The following is a 17,657-nucleotide window of genomic DNA, read 5'->3' as shown; positions in this document are numbered from 1 at the left end:
GCTGCGTCCGGCCGGAAGGCAGCCGGGTTTCCGGCCGGCGCATCTGTGGGCAGAGGGGCGGGCCCCGCGCAAATTCCGGCACCTCCCTATGGACTATGAGCAGCCAGGAGATACTCTTCATGGTGGCAAGCATAAGGGGGAGCAGCGCCATGGAAAAGTTCGGCAGAAGCCAGCCCGTAACCCGCGTGGAGGACGTGCGGTTCGTCTCGGGCAGGGGCGGATACGTGGACGACGTGGCGCCGGAGGGGGCGCTGAGGGCCTATTTTCTGCGCTCGCCCGTGGCCCATGGCACGATCACGGCGCTAGACATGGACGCCGCGCGCGAGGTCGAGGGCGTGGCGATGGTAATCGGCATCGAGGAGCTGACGGCGGCGGGCGTGACGCTCGGGCTGTCGTCCTCGCTGGCGCCCAACCGCGACGGCAGCAAGGGCGCCAACCCGCGCTATCCGCTGCTGGCCGAGGGCAAGCTGCGGTTTGTCGGTGAACCGGTGGCGCTGATCGTGGCGGAGAGCCTGAATGCGGCAAAGGATGCGGCCGAGCTGATCGAGCTTGATTACGACGACCTGCCGGCGCAGGTCACCCTGGGCGATCCGGTGGCGGATGTGCACGACGACGTGCCGGGCAACCGGGGCGTGGACTACGCGCTGGGCGATGGCGATGCCGTGGCGGCCGCGCTGGAAGGATCGGCGCACGTCGTGCGCGCCTCGGTGGCCGACAACCGGGTGATGGTGGTCTCGATGGAGCCGCGCGGCTGTTTCGCGGAATGGGACGGGGCGCGGATGCACCTGTCCTTTGGCGGGCAGGGCGTCTGGGCACCGCGCGACGAGCTGGCGCGGATCCTGGGCCTCGAGACGGAAGACGTGCGGGTGACGCATCCGGACGTGGGCGGCGGCTTCGGCATGAAGGCCAAGCTCTATCCCGAATATGTGCTCTGCGCCTTCGCCGCGCGGGCCCTGGGCCGGCCGGTGCGCTGGGCCGCGGACCGGACCGAGTCGATGCTGAGCGACAACGGCGCCCGCGACCTGACCCACGAGGTGACCATGGGGTTCGACGCCGAGCACCGGATCACCGCCTATCACGTCAGGACACGCTTCAACCTGGGGGCCTACAATTCGAATTTCGGCCAGATGATCCAGAGCCACCTGTTTGCGCGGGTGCTGACCGGGGTCTACGACATCAAGGCGGCGCTGCTGGAGGCCGAGGGCTGGTACACCAACACGACGCCCACCGATGCCTATCGCGGGGCGGGGCGGCCCGAGGCGATCTATCTGCTTGAACGCACGATGGATTATGCCGCGCGCCAGATGGAGGTGGACCCCTGGGAACTGCGCCGCAAGAACTTCATCGCGCCCGATGCCTTTCCCTACAGGACAGTGTCGGGAGAGCTCTATGACGTGGGCGATTTCACCCGGCTGCTCGATGCGGTGAGCCTTGCGGCCGACCGCGAAGGCTTTGACCAGCGCCGCGCCGCCTCGGCCTCGGACGGAAAATTGCGCGGAATGGGGCTCTGTTACTATATCGAAAGCATCCTAGGCGATCCTTCGGAGACGGCGAAGGTGGAATTCAACGCGGATGGTACCGTGAACATATATGTGGGCACGCAGTCGAACGGCCAGGGGCACGAGACGGTCTTTGCCCGCTTCCTGTCGGATCAGACGGGCATTCCGATGGACAGGATCACCGTGGTGCAGGGCGACAGTGACCGGATCGCCAAGGGCGGCGGCACCGGGGGCTCGCGTTCCGTCACCACCCAGAACAACGCCACGCTAGCGGTGGTAGGCCGCATCGTCGAGAGTTTTGGTGCCTTCCTGGCCGAGCGGATGGAGGTTGCGCCCGAGGACGTGAGCTTTGACGACGAGAGCTTCCGCATCAAGGGGTCGAACGCGGCGCCCGACATGCTCGACGTGGCCGAGATGGCGCGTGCCGCCGGGCGCGACGATCTGCTGGTGCAGCAGGAAAGCGCGAAGCTGCCGGGCCGTTCCTATCCCAACGGTGCCCATGTCGCCGAGGTGGAAGTGGATCCGGATACCGGTGCGGTGACCTTGCTCAAGTACACGGTCATTGATGATTTCGGGAACATGATCAATCCCTTGCTGGCCGAGGGGCAGGTGCATGGCGGGGTGGTGCAGGGCGTGGGGCAGGCCCTGATGGAGAACGTCGGCTATGACGCCGACGGCCAGCTGCTGACGGCAAGCTTCATGGATTACGCCATGCCGCGTGCCGTCGACGTGCCGATGATCGGCTTCGGCACCGAGCCGGTGCCCTCCACCGCCAATCCCATGGGGATGAAGGGCTGTGGCGAGGCCGGCACGGTAGGCTCTATGGCGGCCGCGGCCAACGCGGTGATGGATGCGCTCTGCGTGCGTGGGGTGACGGCGGCCGACATGCCGTTCACCCCGGTGCGGGTCTGGACTATGCTCAAAGATGCGGAACAGGCAGCTTAAACGACTTCTCGTCCGGATCCGTCCGGGCTGGCTGCGGCGGCAACGCCGCGCGCCCCTGTCGAAACGGCGGGGGCAGGTCACCCATGTGATCATGCTCGACGGCACCATGTCCTCGCTCGAGCCCGGGCAGGAGACCAACATCGGTCAGATCTACCGGCTGCTGAACGAGGAACGCGGCGCCAACCTGTCGCTCTACTACGAAGCCGGGATCCAGTGGACGAGCTGGCGCAACTCGATGGACGTCATCATGGGCCGGGGCATCAACCGGCAGATCCGCCGGGCCTACGGCTATCTCTGTGCCCGTTACCGCCCCGGCGACCGGATCTTCCTGCTGGGTTATTCCCGGGGCGCCTATGCGGTGCGCTCGCTGGCCGGCGTGATCGACCGGGTCGGCCTGCTGACCACTCACGAGGCGACCGAGCGCAACATCACTCAGGCCTACCGCCTCTACCAGGAATGCTATGATCAGCAGGTGATCGACGATTTCCATCGGCTCTACTGCTATGAGCGGACCGAGATCGAGATGATCGGCGCCTTCGACACGGTGAAATCCCTGGGGCTGCGCCTGCCGCTGATCTGGCGCCTGGCCGAGCGCAAGCACGGGTTCCACAACCATGCGCTCTCGCATTGCGTGAAATCGGGCTTCCATGCCCTTGCCTTGCAGGAAACCCGGCAGGTCTATGCCCCGGTGATGTGGGAGAGCGATCCCGACTGGTCCGGCCGTCTGGAACAAGTGTGGTTCGCGGGCACCCACGGCGACGTGGGCGGGCAGCTGGGCGGCGATCTCTCGGCGCGGCCGCTGGCGAATATCCCGCTGGTCTGGATGCTGGGCCAGGCCGAGCTGCGCGGCCTGGCGCTGCCCCAGGGCTGGCGCGGGCTCTATCCCACCGACAGCGAGGCCCCCTCGATCGGGCAGTGGCGCGGCATCAGCAAGTTCTTCCTGCTGCGCAAACCGCGGCACGTGGGCGCCGATCCCTCGGAACGGCTACATGAGAGCGCCATCGCCCGCGGCACCTATCCCACCCAGGGACAGCTCGCCTGAGGAGGGCGCAGCCGGGCTTCATCTTTCTCCAAATACTCATGGTGTCTGCCGCTGGCAGGGAGGCGGTCGCCGTTTCATCTGTCCACAAATATGCAGCGTGCCCCGGTAGCCTACGGCGCCACGAGAGGAACCCGAGAGCTCTCGCTTCATCTTTCTCCAAATACGGATGGCGCTTCGGCGGCCGGCACGCTCAGCGGATCGGCATTACGATGCAGGTGGTCGAGCCCGTGGCATAGAGCCGGTCGTCCTCGGTGCCGCGGATCTCTCCCACGCCGACGCCGGTGGAACGGCCCACGTGCTGGGCCGTGCCCACGGCGCGTACCTTCATCCCGAGCGGGATCGGCCGCACGATGTTCACCTTGTATTCAAGAGTGGTGTAGGCATTGCCGGCAGGCAGGCGGCTCTGAACCGCGCAGGCCATGCAGCTGTCGAGCACCGCGCCGTACCAGCCACCATGCACGGTGCCGAGCGGATTGCAGTGATCTCCGGTCGGGGTGCCGACAAAGACCGCGCGGCCCTCCTCGATGGTCTCGAGTGTAAAGTTGAGGGTGCCGGAAATGCTGGGGGCCGGGCCCTTGCCGGCGAGCATCGCCTGCAAGAGTTCCAGCCCGCTCATCTGCGCGAGACGCGCCAGTGTGGTTTCGGTCATGAAAGATCCTCCCTGCGGGAAGGCTATTCCCGCAGGGTGAAATCATCAACCGCGATGCGGATGTCGCGGCCTGTTACGCCACGTTCTCCAACTTGGCCTGCGGGGTCACGCCCAGGGCGTGACAGACATCGCGGGTCAGCTCGGGCTTGTTCAGCGTGTAGAAGTGCAGGTCGTTGACGCCCTCGGCCATCAGCTTCTCGCACATCTCGGTGCAGAGCGCGGTGGCAAAGAGATCGACGCGGTCGTCACGCTCGGCCTTCTCGAAGGCCTCGTCCATCCAGGCCAGTACCGAGGTGCCGCAGGCCAGGGCGAAGCGGCGCATGCCCTTCCAGTTCTCGATCGGCATGATGCCGGGCACGATGGGCTTGTCGATGCCGGCGGCCACGCATTGGTCGCGGAACCGCAGGAAGGTCTCGGCCTCGAAGAAGAACTGGGTCACGGCCTCGTCGGCACCGGCCTCGAACTTGCGCTTCAGCCAGGCGACATCGGCGGCGGTGTCCGGGCTTTCGGGGTGCGGCTCGGGATAGGCGCCGACGCGCAGGGTGAACTTGCCGGTGGCGGCGAGCGCCTCGACCAGCTCGACCGAATTGGCAAACCCGCCGGGGGTGGGGGTGAACTTGCCTTCGCCCTTGGGCGGGTCACCGCGGAGGGCCACGATCTCGCGCACCCCGGCCTCGGCAAAGCTGTCGGCGATGGCCAGGGTCTCTTCCTTCGTCGCGTTGACGCAGGTGAGGTGGGCGGCGGTGTTCAGGCCCATGTGCTTGTGCAGGGTGGCCACGGCATCGCGGGTCAGGTCACGGGTGGTACCGCCCGCCCCGTAGGTGACGGAGACGAAGCGCGGCGCCAGCGGCGCCAGAACATTCACGGTGTCCCAGAGGCGGAACGAGGCTTCGAGGTTTTTCGGCGGGAAGAACTCGAAGGATACGGCGGGAATGGTCATTGGAAACCTCTTGTCATTTCGGCTCTTGTCGCAAAAGCCCTCACATGAGACAACTTCATAATATTCACGATGATCATGAGCCGGACACAGGATGCACATCGAGCTTCGCCATCTGCGGACCATCCGCGCCATCCATGAAGCGGGCGGGCTGGCGCGTGCCGCGGACCTGCTGCACATCACCCAGAGCGCCCTGAGCCACCAGATCAAGGGCCTTGAGGAACAGGCCGGCATGGAGCTGTTCGCACGGCGGACCAAGCCGATGCGCCTGTCGTCGGCGGGGCTGCGCATGCTGCGCGCGGCAGAACGAATCCTGCCCGAGATAGAGGCCCTGGAGGCCGATTTCGAAGGGCTGCGCGACGGCAGCGCCGGCCGGCTGCACATCGCGATCGAATGCCACGCCTGTTTCGAATGGCTGATCCCGGTGCTCGAGCTGTTCCGCCATTCCTGGAGCGAGGTTGACGTGGATATCCGCCCGGGCCTGGCCTTTACCGCCATCGACGCGCTGGAACGCGAGCAGGTGGACGTGGTGATCACCTCGGACCCGGAGGATATTCCCGGCATCACCTTTGCCCCGCTCTTCGACTATTCTCCGGTGTTCGTTGCCGCGGCCAGCCACCCGCTGGCCGAGAAAGCCTTCATCGAGCCGGAGGATCTGCGCGACCAGACCCTGCTGACCTACCCGGTCGACCGCACGCGGCTTGATGTCTTTACCATGCTTCTGGAGCCTGCGGGGGTCGAGCCCGCGGGCATTCGCCGGGTCGAGCTGACCGAGGTGATCCTTATGCTGGTGGCCTCGGGGCGCGGGGTGGCTGTGCTGCCCGACTGGGTGCTGCGCGAGGTGAAATATCATTCCGACTACATCACCAAGCCGATCACCGAGAAGGGGCTGACGCGCCGCATGTTCGCCGCCTGCCGCAGCGAGGATGCCGCGAAACCCTTCATGGCGCATTTCACCCGGCTGGCCCGGACGGAGGCGGTGAAACTGCAGCGCGGGCGCCTGCCACAGGGGCCGGTTGCGGCGCCCGTGGCCCCGCCGGGAACCGCCGCGCGCTAAAGCGCCCGCAGGCCCTTGGCAAGAAGGCATTCGGGGGCTATACGCCCATCTCGGATCCAAGGAGCCCCCCATGCCGTTCAGCGCCAATCTCAACATCATGCTCAAGGCAGCCCGCAAGGCGGGTCGCAGCCTGGTCAAGGATTTCCGCGAGGTCGAGAACCTTCAGGTGTCGATGAAGGGCGCGGGCGACTTTGTCAGCCGGGCCGACCTGATGGCGGAAAAGATCCTCAAGGAAGAGCTGCTGGGCGCCCGCCCGACCTATGGCTGGCTGGCCGAAGAGGGCGGTGCCGAGGCCGGAGAGGACCCGACGCGTCGCTGGATCGTCGATCCGCTCGACGGCACCACGAACTTCCTGCACGGTCTGCCGCACTGGGCGGTGTCCATCGCGCTGGAACACAAGGGCCAGATTGTCGCCGGTGTCATCTATGACGCCGCCAAGGACGAGATGTTCCTTGCCGAGAAGGGCGAAGGCGCCTGGATGAACGAGACCCGTATCCGCGCCTCTGGCCGGATCCGCATGATCGAGTCGATCTATGCCACGGGCCTGCCGTTCGCCGGCTCGACCGACCTGCCGCAGACCCTGAAGGACCTGGCGCAGATCCTGCCCGCCTGTGCCGGCGTGCGCCGCTGGGGCGCCGCGTCGCTCGACATGGCCTATGTGGCCGCGGGCCGCTACGACGGGTTCTGGGAACGCAGGCTCAAGCCCTGGGACATGGCTGCGGGCATCGTCATCGTGCGTGAGGCCGGTGGCCTGATCGAGCCGATGAACCCCGAGGGCGACATCCTGGGCGACGGCGAGGTCATCTGCGCGAACGAACCGCTTTTCGAGAAATTCTCCAAGATCATCCGCAACGCCTGACAGCGAACTGTCCTGCAGGTGCGGGTGTGTCTTTACACGGTCTATCAGGCGGTTATGGTCATCTGACCGGGTGAGGCCCCGGTCGGGGACAGGCAACAGCAGGCAGAAGTGCATTGCCTTTCGGGCATGCGCCTGAAACGCCCCGGCGCCTTGCGGGCGTGGTGGAACGGTAGACACAAGCGACTTAAAATCGCTAGGGCTTGGCCCGTGCGGGTTCGATTCCCGCCGCCCGCACCAGGCCCCGGGAAACCGGGGGAGCGAGAGCGCTGCGGATGCCTCCTTCATTTTACGGAAATTGCCGGGGACGCGCTCGCGGACATTAAGCCCGGCGCAATCTCTTTGCGGCAGGGTCGCCCTGAAATTGCCATTTCAGGAAGGACTGCCACATGAAATCGAAGCTTCTCGGGGTCATTCTGGCCTGCGGGCTGGTCACCCCGGCATTCGCCAATCAATACGAACCCTCGATGCGCGACTATCTGGAGAGCGAGATCCTGATGTGGGCCTTCGATCCGGTACTGATCGATGCCATCCGCGCGCAGAACAAGGCTCACGAGGGTCTCGACCAGGCCCAGATCGATGCCCTCGATCAGAAATGGCGGGGCGAGGTCGGCGCCGACAGTCATCCCACGATCGATTCCGTTCTGAAGACGCCGGCATCGGATTTCCTGCGCGAGCGCGCCTCCGAGGCCGGTGGCATCATCTCCGAAGCCTTCGTGATGGATTCGCATGGTCTGAACGTCGCCGCGAGCGATGTCACCTCGGATTACTGGCAGGGCGACGAAGCCAAGTTCCAGCAGACCTACGATGTCGGTCCGGGGGCCGTGCATGTGGGAGAGGTGGAATTCGACGAATCCGCAAACAGCTATCTTGGCCAGGTCTCTATCGCGGTCACGGATCCGGACAGCAACGAGGTGATCGGCGCGATCACCGTCGGGCTGAACGCCGAAATGCTTTACTGACAGCCTTGCCCTGCGTGTGCCTGCCCCGGCCGCGGGGCGGGCCGTGCCGCCGTCCAGCCAGGAAATTGCCATGACAACTGATGCCCCGGGTCGCCGGACCATTCCCTTCTTCAAGAGCACCTTCTTCCGGGCCACCTTCATCGTCGCGATCTGCATCCTGGCCGTGGTCGCGACCACGGAACTGATGGCCTTCAATCGCGCGCGCACGACGATCCGGGACTGGGTCTCGCTGCGCGGGCTCGAGGCGACGACCGGCCTGTCGCAGCAGATGAGCGGCGCGATCAAATTCGAGCGGCCCGGTGACGTTGCGCTGGCCCTGACCGAATTCACCAGCAATATCGGCGAGGACATTGTCGGGGCGCTGGCCCTGAGCGGCAGCGGCGAGGTCCTGAGCGAAAGCGGCAGCGACGCCTTTGCGGCCGCCCGGGCCGCGGAAATTGGCCGCGAAGCCATGGCCGCCGGAGAGCCGGTGCGGGATGCGGAACTGTTCATCCAGGCGGTGCCGGCCCGTTTCGGCCAGAAGAACGAGGTCGTCGGCGCCTTCGTCTCGCAATGGACTGTGCAGCCGCGCTACGAGCGCGCCACCAGGGGCCTCTGGCTGTCCATCTTTCTGGCCGGCACGATGTTCGTCATCGCGTTGCTGGGTGCGGCAGGGCTCTTCTATCACTATATTTCACGACCTTTGCGCCGGGTGGCCGAACAGGTGGGCGTGGTTGCTGCGGGCGACCTCGAGGGCGAGATCACCGAGACCGCCCGTTCCGACGAGATCGGCGGCATTGCGATCAACCTGGCAGAGCTGCGCGACGGGCTGGTTGCCGCGCGGGACACGGAGCGCGAGAATGCCTTCAAGAGTGCCGCGATCGCCGGCACCGCGGCGGCACTGATCCTGCTCGACGGCGAGCGGCGTATCGTCTTTGCCAATGCCGCGGCGCGATCGCTGCTCGGGCAGCATGGCGATCACATCCGTACCCATTGGCGGGGCTTCGAGCCGGCGGCGCTGGACGGTACGTCATGCGAGCGTCTGCCGGGCGTCGAAGATCTCTGCTCTACGGTGTCGCGTGGCGGGCAGGGCGCTCCGGAGATGCGCGAACTGAAGTGGGCCGGGGCAATACTGCGCGCGACGATGGACAGGGTGACGGACGACGACGGTCAGCTGATCGGCTTTGTCCTCGAGATGCAGGATATCTCGATGGAGCGCCTGAATGCCGCCGTGTTACAGGCGATCGATACGCACCAGGTCCGGGTCGATTTCAGTGCTGATCGCAAGGTCCTGAGCTGCAATGCGGCCTTTGCCAACATGATCGGAAGTGCGCCGGAGACGCTCTTCGGGCGTGACGGCCCGTCGATGCTGGTCCCGCTGGGCATGTCCGAGGCCGAACGTGGGGACCAGGTGCAGCGGGTGGTGGCCGGGCAGGCGACCACGGGCAAGTTCTCGGTGACGCGGGCCGATGGCACAGATGTCTTCATCGAGGGCAGCATCAATCCCATCCTGGGGCTGGGGGGCAAGGTCGAGCGTATTGTCTTCATCGGCAATGATATCACCAGGGATCACGGTGCGATGCTTCAGAGCATCGAGGAACAGCGCAGGACGGCCGAACAGCAGGACATGGTCGTGGAAGGCCTGAAGGTGGCCCTGCGCCGTCTTGCAGATGGCGATCTGACGAGCACGATCGGACAGGCCTTTCCTGCGCAATACGAACAGCTGCGGTCGAACTTCAACATGGCGGTCACGGCGCTGCACGATGCCATCACGGCTGTCGTCCAGAACGCGGATTCGATCCGGCTCGAGACCAACGAGATAAGCAATGCGGCAGACGACCTTGCGAGCCGGACGGAAAAGCAGGCCTCGACGCTGGAGGAAACCGCAGCGGCGCTAGACCAGCTGACCGCCTCGGTGAAATCGGCCGCATCGGGCGCGGACGAGGCCAGCAAGATTGCCGCCTCGGCACAGGCCAAGGCCGAGACCGGCGGCAGTGTCGCACGACAGGCGGTCACCGCCATGGATGCGATCAAGGAAAGCTCGCGCGAGATCTCGAAGATCACGACCGTGATCGACGACATCGCCTTTCAGACCAATCTGCTGGCCCTCAATGCCGGTGTCGAGGCCGCGAGGGCGGGGGATGCAGGGCGCGGGTTTGCGGTGGTGGCCACGGAGGTGCGTGCCCTGGCGCAGCGCAGCTCGGAGGCCGCGCGCGAGATCAATCAGCTGATTACGGCCAGCGGCACGCAGGTCAGCTCGGGCGTCGAGCTTGTCGATCGCACTGGCGCGGCGCTCGACGAGATCGTCACGGCAGTGGTTGATATTTCGACGCGCGTCAGCACGATTGCCTCTTCGGCGAGAGAGCAGTCGGCCGGGTTGAACGAGATCAATTCCGCGATGAACGAGCTTGACCAGGTGACCCAGCAGAATGCCGCGATGTTCGAGGAAACCACCGCCGCGAGCCATGCTCTGACGAGCGAAGCCAATGCGCTGGTAAATGCGGCGGGCCGTTTCAAGGTGACCCGTGGAACCTCGGCGCGTGCCACGCGCGGCCCGGCCGGCGAGCGGCGGCGAGAGGTGCGCACCGCAAATGTCCCATCGGCCCGGCCGGGCGGCGGTGACCGCCCGCCGAATTGGGAAGACTTCTGAACCGGCGTCGGGCAGCTCCAAGGGGCCGTTGATCGGGCCGGAAAAGAGCGACGGCACAAAAGCTTAAGAGGCCCGGACCCCGACGAGGCGTACGCCTCTCTGGACGCTGCCCCGGACCCTGCAAATTCACGACGGACGCTAAGCAGGAAGGCCAGACAACGCCTGGCCTTCCTCACTGTTTCGGCGGTTCAGGTGCGGATTCCGCTGAACCGGCCTTGCCAGTCTTCCCGCTCCTCGTCCGAGATCTTGCGGAAGAGGTTGTCGGGGACGGTAAAGCTGGTTCCCGGGACCAGGGCCTGAAGGGCCAGTGGCAATTCAGCGGGCCAGTCCGCGGCCTCGATCTTCATCGCGTCTTTCAGCGCATCGGCGGCATCGGGAATGAAGGGCGCCGAGAGGATCGCGTAGAGGCGGATCAGGTTGAGCGACAGACGCACGATGGCGGCGGCCCGCTCGGGATCTTCCTTGAAGGCGGCCCAGGGCGCGGCACTTTGCAGGTACTCGTTGCCGGCGGCCCAGATCGCGCGCAATTCCTGCGCCGCCTTGCGGACCTCCATGGCGTCCATCTGCTCTTCGTAGCGCTTAAGCCGCGCGGTGAGATCCGCGATCAGCGCCTCTTCCTCGGGGCCATAGCTGCCGCCGGCGGGGACTTCTTCGCCGAACTTCGAGCGGCAGAACTTGGTCACCCGGCTGACGAAGTTGCCCAGCACGTCGGCGAGGTCCTTGTTGACCGAGGCCTGGAAGTTCTCCCAGGTGAATTCCGCATCCGAGCTCTCGGGCGCATGGGACAGCAGCCACCAGCGCCAGTAATCTGCCGGAAGCACCTCTAGCGCCTGGTCCATGAAGACGCCGCGCCCGCGCGAGGTCGAGAACTGTCCGCCTTCGTAATTCAGGTAGTTGAACGACTTGATGTAGTCGACCAGCTTCCAGGGCTCGCCGGAGCCCAGGATGGTGGCGGGGAAGGACAGGGTGTGGAAGGGGACGTTGTCCTTGCCCATGAACTGGGTATAGCGCACGTCCTCGGCGCCCTTGTCGGTGCGCCACCAGCGGGCCCAGTCGGTGCCCTTGCCGGCGTCGACCCATTCCTGCGAACAGGCGATGTACTCGATGGGCGCATCGAACCACACGTAGAAGACCTTGCCCTCCATGCCGGGCCAGTCGGCGTCGCCCTTTCTGACGGGGATGCCCCAGTCGAGGTCACGGGTGATGCCGCGGTCCTGCAGGCCGTCACCGTCGTTCAGCCATTTCTTGGCGATCGAGGTGGTCAGCACCGGCCAGTCGGTCTTGCTGTCGATCCAGGCCTCCAGCTCGTCCTTCATGGTCGACTGGCGCAGGTAGAGGTGCTTGGTCTCGCGCATCTCCAGGTCGGTGGCGCCGGAGATCGTGGAATGCGGGTTGATCAGGTCGACCGGATCGAGCTGCTTGGTGCAATTGTCGCACTGGTCGCCGCGGGCGCTCTCGAAACCGCAGTTGGGGCAGGTGCCCTCGATGTAGCGGTCGGGCAGGTAACGCCCGTCGGTGGGCGAGTACATCTGTGTTTCCGAGACTTCGCGGATCAGGCCACGATCGGCCAGGACACCGGCGAAATGCTGGGTCAGCTTGTGGTTCTGCGGCGAGGAGGAGCGGCCGAAGTGGTCGAAGGAGAGGCGGAACCCCTCGGCGATCCTGGCCTGGACCTCGTGCATCTCGGCGCAGTACTCGGCCACCGGCTTGCCGGCCTTGGCGGCGGCCAGCTCGGCCGGGGTGCCGTGCTCGTCGGTGGCGCAGAGGAACAGCACCTCGTTGCCGCGACCGCGCTGGTAGCGGGCATAGAGGTCGGCGGGCAGCTGGCTGCCGACGAGGTTCCCGAGGTGCTTGATCCCGTTGATATAGGGAATGGCCGAGGTGATCAGGTGCCGTGCCATGAGATGCCCTTCCATATGCGTTTCGGCCTCCAATAACGCCCCCTGCGCCCAAGCGCCAGAGGCGGAAAGGGCCCGGCTGCTTGGCAGCCGGGCCCTTTCGGATGTGTCCTGCCGCGTGGCGGAGGGTTATTGCGCGGTATAGCCGCCGTCGACCACGTGGTAGGAGCCGGTCACGAAGCTGGCCTTGTCGGAGAGCAGGAAGACCACCATGCCGGCGATCTCGTCGGGCGTGGCCATGCGGTTGAAGGCGTGTTTCGAGGCCAGGAAATCCTGTGCATCCTTGTCGAGGGTCTTGTCGACCAGCGGCGTATGGACAAAGCCCGGGCCCACGGAGTTGACGCGGACGTTGTCGGCAGCATGTTCCAGCGCGGCGGATTTCGTCAGGCCGACGACGCCGTGCTTGGCGGCGACATAGGCGCCCGACATGGCGATGCCGACCGAGCCGAGGATCGAGGCAACGTTCACGATCGAACCGCCGCCTGCTTCCTTGATGGCGGGGATGCCATAGCGGAGCCCATAGAAGACACCGAGCAGGTTGATGTCGATTACCTGTTTCCAGCTGTCGATCGGGTACTCGCCGGTGGGGGCGGCGACACCGCCGATGCCGGCGTTGTTGACCAGCATGTGCAGTCCGCCGGTTTCGGACCTGGCAAAATCGACCATGGCCTTCACGGCTTCGGGGTCGCCGACGTTTGCGGCGAAGGGCAGGGCCTTGCCGCCCGCGGCGGTGATCTTGTCAACCTCGGCCTGGGCCGCGTCGAGCTTCAGGTCCGCGATGATGACCGTGGCGTAGGAGGCGGCCAGCTCTTCGGCGATTGCCGCACCGATGCCAGAGGCCGCGCCGGTCACGATTGCGGTTTTTCCGTTGAAACTCAGTTCCATGGAAGGCTCCTTTCGTCTTTTCTGGTGCCCGTACGCCTAAGATAATCGCCTGTGGATGTAATTTCATGGCGGTCTGGGTGCGCAGGTTCAGAACCTCGCGGGCGGATTTGCACAATTCCGCAGCGTCAATCCCTTTCCCGCATGCCGCGCAACAGGCGCCCGAGCACGAAGGAGGTGCGCGGGGCATAGACGTAGTTCGTGCGGTCCTCGCTGGGCGGGATCGGACGCACGCGCATGCGGCGCAGGCCGAAGATGATCAGCACAAGGTGCCCGAGGCCGATCATGGCAAAGATCGAGCCCGAGCCGAAATGTGTCAGCAGCTGAGAGGCCATGTAGGGCGCCGCGATGGCGCCGGCGGCATAGAAGAAGAGCAGGGCGGCAGAGAGCTCGGCGCGCTGGTGGCTCTCGGCGAAGTCATGGGCATGGGCGAGGGCCACGGAATAGACCGGAAATGTGGCCGCCCCGAAAATGAAGGCGTTGACCAGGATGGCGGTGGGGCTCGTCGAGGTGAGAGCCGAGGCCATGCAGCTGAGGATCGAGGCCAGCGAGATCCAGATCAGCACCCAGCGGCGGTCAAACTTGTCGGCGAGCCAGCCGGTGGGGATCTGGGTGAGTGCGCCGCCAAGGATGTAGAGCGCCAGGAACCAGCCGAGTTGATGCGGATCGAGGCCCACCTTCTGACCGTAGACCGGGCCGATCATCCGGAAGGTCGCGCCGGAGAGGGCCGAGACGATCACGGCCACTACCGCAAGGGGCGACAACTCCAGCGCCAGGCGGGGCTTCAGGCGCGGGGCCTCGGGCATGGCGGGGGCCTGGGCCTTGGACAGGGCCAGCGGCAGTAGTGCCGCACAGCAGAGGATGGCGAGCAGGTTGTAGGAGAAGTAGGCACCGGGTGTAAGCACGCCGATCAGCAGCTGGGCGGTCAGCGCGGCGCCCATGTCCGCGATGCGATAGAGGCTGGTGAAGCGCCCGCGGTTGGTGTTTTCCAGGCTGGCCATCAGCCAGCCTTCGATCACGGTGTAGCAACCGGCGACACAGAGGCCGGTGGCCACCCGCATCAACGCCCAGGCATAGGGGCTGACCGCCATCATGTGGGCCAGCAGGGCGATGGCGCCGAGCGCGGTGAAGACGGCAAAGGCGCGGGCATGCCCCACCCGGCCCATGACCCGCGGGGCGCCCCAGCAGCCGACGAAGAAACCGACGAAATGCGCCGAGCCGAGCAGGCCGATCTGGCTGGTGGTAAAGCCGAGCTGCATGCCCGAGAGCGCATCGAGCGGACCGACCGCGCCAGAGGAAAGTTGCAGCAGGATGACGGAGAGGAGAAGGGCAGACAGGCCGATGGGGAATCGCATGCCATGTCTTCCCGCCGGCAGGATCGTCTGGCCTGTCCGCAGGCGACATCCGATGACGTTTATGGGCCGCGGAGGGATTTTTCGGTCGAAAGCGGCCGGGGTGGCGTCAGGGCTTCTGCAGGGCCGGGGCAGGCGGTGCGGTAGGTGCCCCGGCCAGGGGGATGAGCCGTCCGCCCCCCGGGGCGGGCTGCACGCACCAGCTGCGCGGAGGCTCGCTGCGGTCCCGCCGCCGTTCCAGCAGCCAGCTGCGGGCGCTGTCTGCGTCGGCGTGCGCCTGGGTCATGTGCCAGCGGCTCTCGACTCCCGGTGCGCCGCCGTCGCCGGGTGTCAGGATCAGGCCGAGCGGGGCGCCATGGCCGCGCCCGGCACCGGTTTCGGCGGCCAGGTGCAGGCGGCGGACCTGCACGAGGTCCGGCACCCGCGTCAGCTCGGCCACGGCCATGGGCACGGCCCCCGCCCGCAGGATCTCCTCCAGCACCCAGAGGGCCTCGCTGTCCTTGTCGGGCGTGACGAAGATCACTCGGCCGGGATTGACCAGCTCGGCCATGCCATGGGGGTTCAGCCGTTCGGGCAGGGGATGTGGCGAGACCCAGTAGAGCGGGGCGGAGGTATCGGCACGGGCATCGGCGCCGGCCAGCGCCCGAGAGGCGACCATCAGGGCAAAGCTCTGCCGGGCATTGCCGCAGACCTCGTGCAGCCGTGCCAGGCGCAGCCCGGCGCCGTCGCCCAGCGAGAGGGCCGGGGCCCCGTGCCAGGGGCGCCGGGTCAACAGGGGATGATCGAAACGCATGGCGACAGCGTACATGATGCCACAAATGTTCGTCAAATGTTCTGGCTCTCGCGCGGTCCGCCCCTTGTTTTGCGGGCCCAGCGAGGGTGCGGCGAAAAAAGGGCCGGATACCCCGAAAATTGCGCGTTTCGGGGGTGACGCCGCGCAGGAAATTCGTAACTTTCTGACACTATTCAAATCTGAAGGCGAAGAACGGGTACATATTTATGCGCATGAAACAGCTTGGCCGCACTGGGATCGAAGTCTCGACCTATTGTCTCGGCTCGATGACCTGGGGCAACCAGACCCGTAGTAACGACGCGCACAAGCAGCTTGATGCCGCTGTCGACCACGGCATCAACTTCATCGACACCGCCGAGATGTACCCGGTGAACCCGGTCAAGGCCGAGACGGTCGGCCGGACGGAGCGGATCATCGGCCTGTGGATGGAGAAATCCCGTGGACACCGCAGTGAGGTCGTGATTGCCTCCAAGCATTCCGGCGAGGGCATGCAGCACGCCCGCGAGGGGGCGCCGATCACGGCCAAGACCATTCCGCAGGCGATCGAAGGCTCCCTGCGCCGGCTGAAGACCGATTACATCGACCTCTATCAGTTCCACTGGCCCAACCGCGGCTCGTACCATTTCCGCCAGAACTGGACATATGACCCCTCCGGGCAGGATCCGAAGAAGGTGCTCGACAACATGGCCGAGTGCCTCGAGGCTCTCGAGAAGGAACGCAAGCGCGGTACCATCCGCGCCTTTGGCCTGTCGAACGAGAGCGCTTGGGGCACGGCGCAATGGCTGCGCCTTGCCGAAGAAGGCAAGGGCCCGCGCGTGGCCTCGATGCAGAATGAATATTCACTGCTCTGCCGGCTCTACGATACCGACATGGCCGAAATGTCGGTGAACGAGGATGTGGGCCTGCTGGCCTTTTCGCCGCTGGCCGCGGGACTGCTGACCGGCAAGTACCAGGGCAATGCCAAGCCCAAGGGCTCTCGCATCACGTTGAACGAGGATCTGGGAGGCCGCAAGACCGCCCGGGTGTTCCCGGCCGTCGACGATTACCTCGACGTGGCCTTCAAGCATGATCTCGACATGGTGCAAATGGCGCTTGCCTGGGTTGCCCAGCGTCCCTTCACCACCTCGGTCATCTTTGGCGCCACGGACATGGCACAGCTGAAGCGGATCCTGGAAGGCACTGAGCTAACTCTGTCGAAAGAGGTTCTGAAAGACCTGGATGCGGTGCATCGCAAGCATCCGATGCCCTATTGATCACCACTGCGTGGCCGGGTCAGCCGATCCGTCCGCGCAAACCGCGCAGATAGCGTGGCAGTTCGCGCGAGGTTACAGCGGCCTCTCGCACGAGGTGGTCGAAATGTCCCGTCAGCGCCTGGACCCGCTCGGAATCACGAAACGCGATATAGTTCAGCCCGGCATAGAGCACCGCCAGCAGCGGCCCGAATATGGTGATCGGTGCCGAGAACAGCCGTCGAGCGTCGAAGAGGTAGATCCTCATTCGGGGGTAGAGGCTCTCGCTCAGCTCGATGAAGCGATCTACCTGGCGCAGCGTCAGGTCCGAGGGCAGATCCGCGTAATAGCCGCCGGCACTGGCAAAGGCAATCATCTCGTGCCGGGGCAGGGCGATCTCGTAGTCGGAATGTGAATTGCGCATCCAGTTGAGCCAGTTTTCCGAGGCGTTGATCGCCTGGGTCGTGGTCCGGCCAAGGTGCGGGGAATACTCCCATTCCAGCAGTTCCGTTGTCTTCAGCATGTCGGGCAGCGCCGCCGGAACATGGCGGATATTGTAGCCTGCGGCCTCCTGGTGCCAGGCAAAGATCTGTTCGTCCACAAGCGCCCGGGGCGCCGCCGTCAGCGAGAGCGAAGTGACCAGCAGGTCGGCCGCGGTCTCGGGGCGGTCGGAGAGCGACAGCAACCAGTCAGAGGACACCCCAAGCGCCGCCGCGCATTCTCCCACCACCTTTGCATTTGGCAGTCGCGGCCCGTCCCCGCCCAGCATTTGCGAGATCGTGGACCGGTCAACGCCGATCTACCGGGCAAGGCCGCTCTGGCTCATCTCCCGCATCTGCAAGGCTTCGCGCAGGCGGTCTCGGAACTGTGCCGCGCGCCTGCGTTTGTCGATCTTTTCCATCATACGGCGTTTTTTATCACGATATG

The 17,657-nt window shown here is 65.6% G+C and carries 13 protein-coding genes, 1 tRNA gene and 1 pseudogene; 8 read left to right on the top strand and 7 right to left on the bottom strand.

Features of this window, described 5'->3' with window-relative positions; genetic code table 11:
• The first annotated feature begins 149 nt into the window (after positions 1–149).
• Positions 150–2,444 (top strand): xanthine dehydrogenase family protein molybdopterin-binding subunit, encoded by a 2,295-nt coding sequence (locus tag AC0WR5_RS13365; RefSeq protein ID WP_475863804.1) that lies wholly within the window; start codon positions 150–152, stop codon positions 2,442–2,444.
• On the top strand, positions 2,425–3,486 hold the full coding sequence (locus AC0WR5_RS13360; RefSeq protein ID WP_475863803.1) for a DUF2235 domain-containing protein: 1,062 nt from the start codon (positions 2,425–2,427) through the stop codon (positions 3,484–3,486). The genes AC0WR5_RS13365 and AC0WR5_RS13360 overlap by 20 nt, the downstream gene beginning before the upstream one ends.
• Before the next feature lie 190 nt (positions 3,487–3,676).
• On the opposite strand, the gene AC0WR5_RS13355 is transcribed toward AC0WR5_RS13360, so the two are convergent.
• Both AC0WR5_RS13355 and metF read right to left on the bottom strand, forming a co-directional pair.
• The gene (locus AC0WR5_RS13355; RefSeq protein ID WP_475863802.1) at positions 3,677–4,135 is read right to left on the bottom strand and encodes a PaaI family thioesterase; all 459 of its coding nucleotides are present in this window, start codon (positions 4,133–4,135) and stop codon (positions 3,677–3,679) included.
• Positions 4,136–4,208: 73 nt separating this feature from the next.
• The gene (gene metF, locus AC0WR5_RS13350; RefSeq protein ID WP_475863801.1) at positions 4,209–5,075 is read right to left on the bottom strand and encodes a methylenetetrahydrofolate reductase [NAD(P)H]; all 867 of its coding nucleotides are present in this window, start codon (positions 5,073–5,075) and stop codon (positions 4,209–4,211) included.
• Between the two features lie 91 nt (positions 5,076–5,166).
• Between metF and AC0WR5_RS13345 the strand changes: the two genes are divergently transcribed.
• The 5 genes from AC0WR5_RS13345 (at position 5,167) to AC0WR5_RS13325 (ending at position 10,576) form a co-directional block, all read left to right on the top strand.
• Entirely contained in the window at positions 5,167–6,129 is a 963-nt protein-coding gene (locus tag AC0WR5_RS13345; protein WP_475863799.1) for a LysR family transcriptional regulator, read from the top strand.
• 70 nt (positions 6,130–6,199) lie between these two features.
• Positions 6,200–6,988: an inositol monophosphatase family protein gene (locus AC0WR5_RS13340; protein ID WP_475863798.1), complete on the top strand. Its 789-nt coding sequence runs from the start codon at positions 6,200–6,202 to the stop codon at positions 6,986–6,988.
• Between the two features lie 152 nt (positions 6,989–7,140).
• Positions 7,141–7,225 (top strand) — tRNA-Leu (locus AC0WR5_RS13335).
• A gap of 149 nt (positions 7,226–7,374) precedes the next feature.
• A complete protein-coding gene (locus AC0WR5_RS13330; RefSeq protein ID WP_475863796.1) occupies positions 7,375–7,947 on the top strand; it encodes a hypothetical protein in 573 nt (190 codons plus the stop codon).
• Positions 7,948–8,017: 70 nt separating this feature from the next.
• Positions 8,018–10,576, top strand: coding sequence for a methyl-accepting chemotaxis protein (locus AC0WR5_RS13325; protein ID WP_475863794.1), 2,559 nt, complete (start codon positions 8,018–8,020; stop codon positions 10,574–10,576).
• 188 nt (positions 10,577–10,764) lie between these two features.
• Here the strand turns inward: AC0WR5_RS13325 and metG are convergent, their stop codons facing one another.
• The 4 genes from metG to AC0WR5_RS13305 all read right to left on the bottom strand — a co-directional run bounded on the left by metG (position 10,765) and on the right by AC0WR5_RS13305 (position 15,516).
• A complete protein-coding gene (metG, locus tag AC0WR5_RS13320) occupies positions 10,765–12,564 on the bottom strand; it encodes a methionine--tRNA ligase (RefSeq protein ID WP_475869014.1) in 1,800 nt (599 codons plus the stop codon).
• A 39-nt stretch (positions 12,565–12,603) separates the two neighbouring features.
• A complete protein-coding gene (locus tag AC0WR5_RS13315) occupies positions 12,604–13,359 on the bottom strand; it encodes an SDR family NAD(P)-dependent oxidoreductase (protein WP_475863793.1) in 756 nt (251 codons plus the stop codon).
• Between the two features lie 125 nt (positions 13,360–13,484).
• Positions 13,485–14,711 carry an MFS transporter gene (locus AC0WR5_RS13310; RefSeq protein ID WP_475863792.1) on the bottom strand — a complete coding sequence of 409 codons (1,227 nt, stop codon included), beginning with the start codon at positions 14,709–14,711 and terminating at the stop codon, positions 13,485–13,487.
• A gap of 106 nt (positions 14,712–14,817) precedes the next feature.
• Entirely contained in the window at positions 14,818–15,516 is a 699-nt protein-coding gene (locus AC0WR5_RS13305) for an ImuA family protein (RefSeq protein ID WP_475863791.1), read from the bottom strand.
• Positions 15,517–15,707: 191 nt separating this feature from the next.
• Here AC0WR5_RS13305 and AC0WR5_RS13300 point away from each other — a divergent pair, with 191 nt between their 5' ends.
• Entirely contained in the window at positions 15,708–16,754 is a 1,047-nt protein-coding gene (locus AC0WR5_RS13300) for an aldo/keto reductase (protein WP_475863790.1), read from the top strand.
• Positions 16,755–16,773: 19 nt separating this feature from the next.
• Here the strand turns inward: AC0WR5_RS13300 and AC0WR5_RS13295 are convergent.
• Positions 16,774–17,634 (bottom strand): annotated as a pseudogene (locus AC0WR5_RS13295) (helix-turn-helix domain-containing protein).
• Between the last annotated feature and the right edge of the window lie 23 nt (positions 17,635–17,657).

The organism is Pseudooceanicola sp. DL12 (assembly GCF_056270665.1).
Note: the sequence above shows the minus strand (reverse complement) of the source record. Positions and strands in the feature narration are given on the sequence as shown.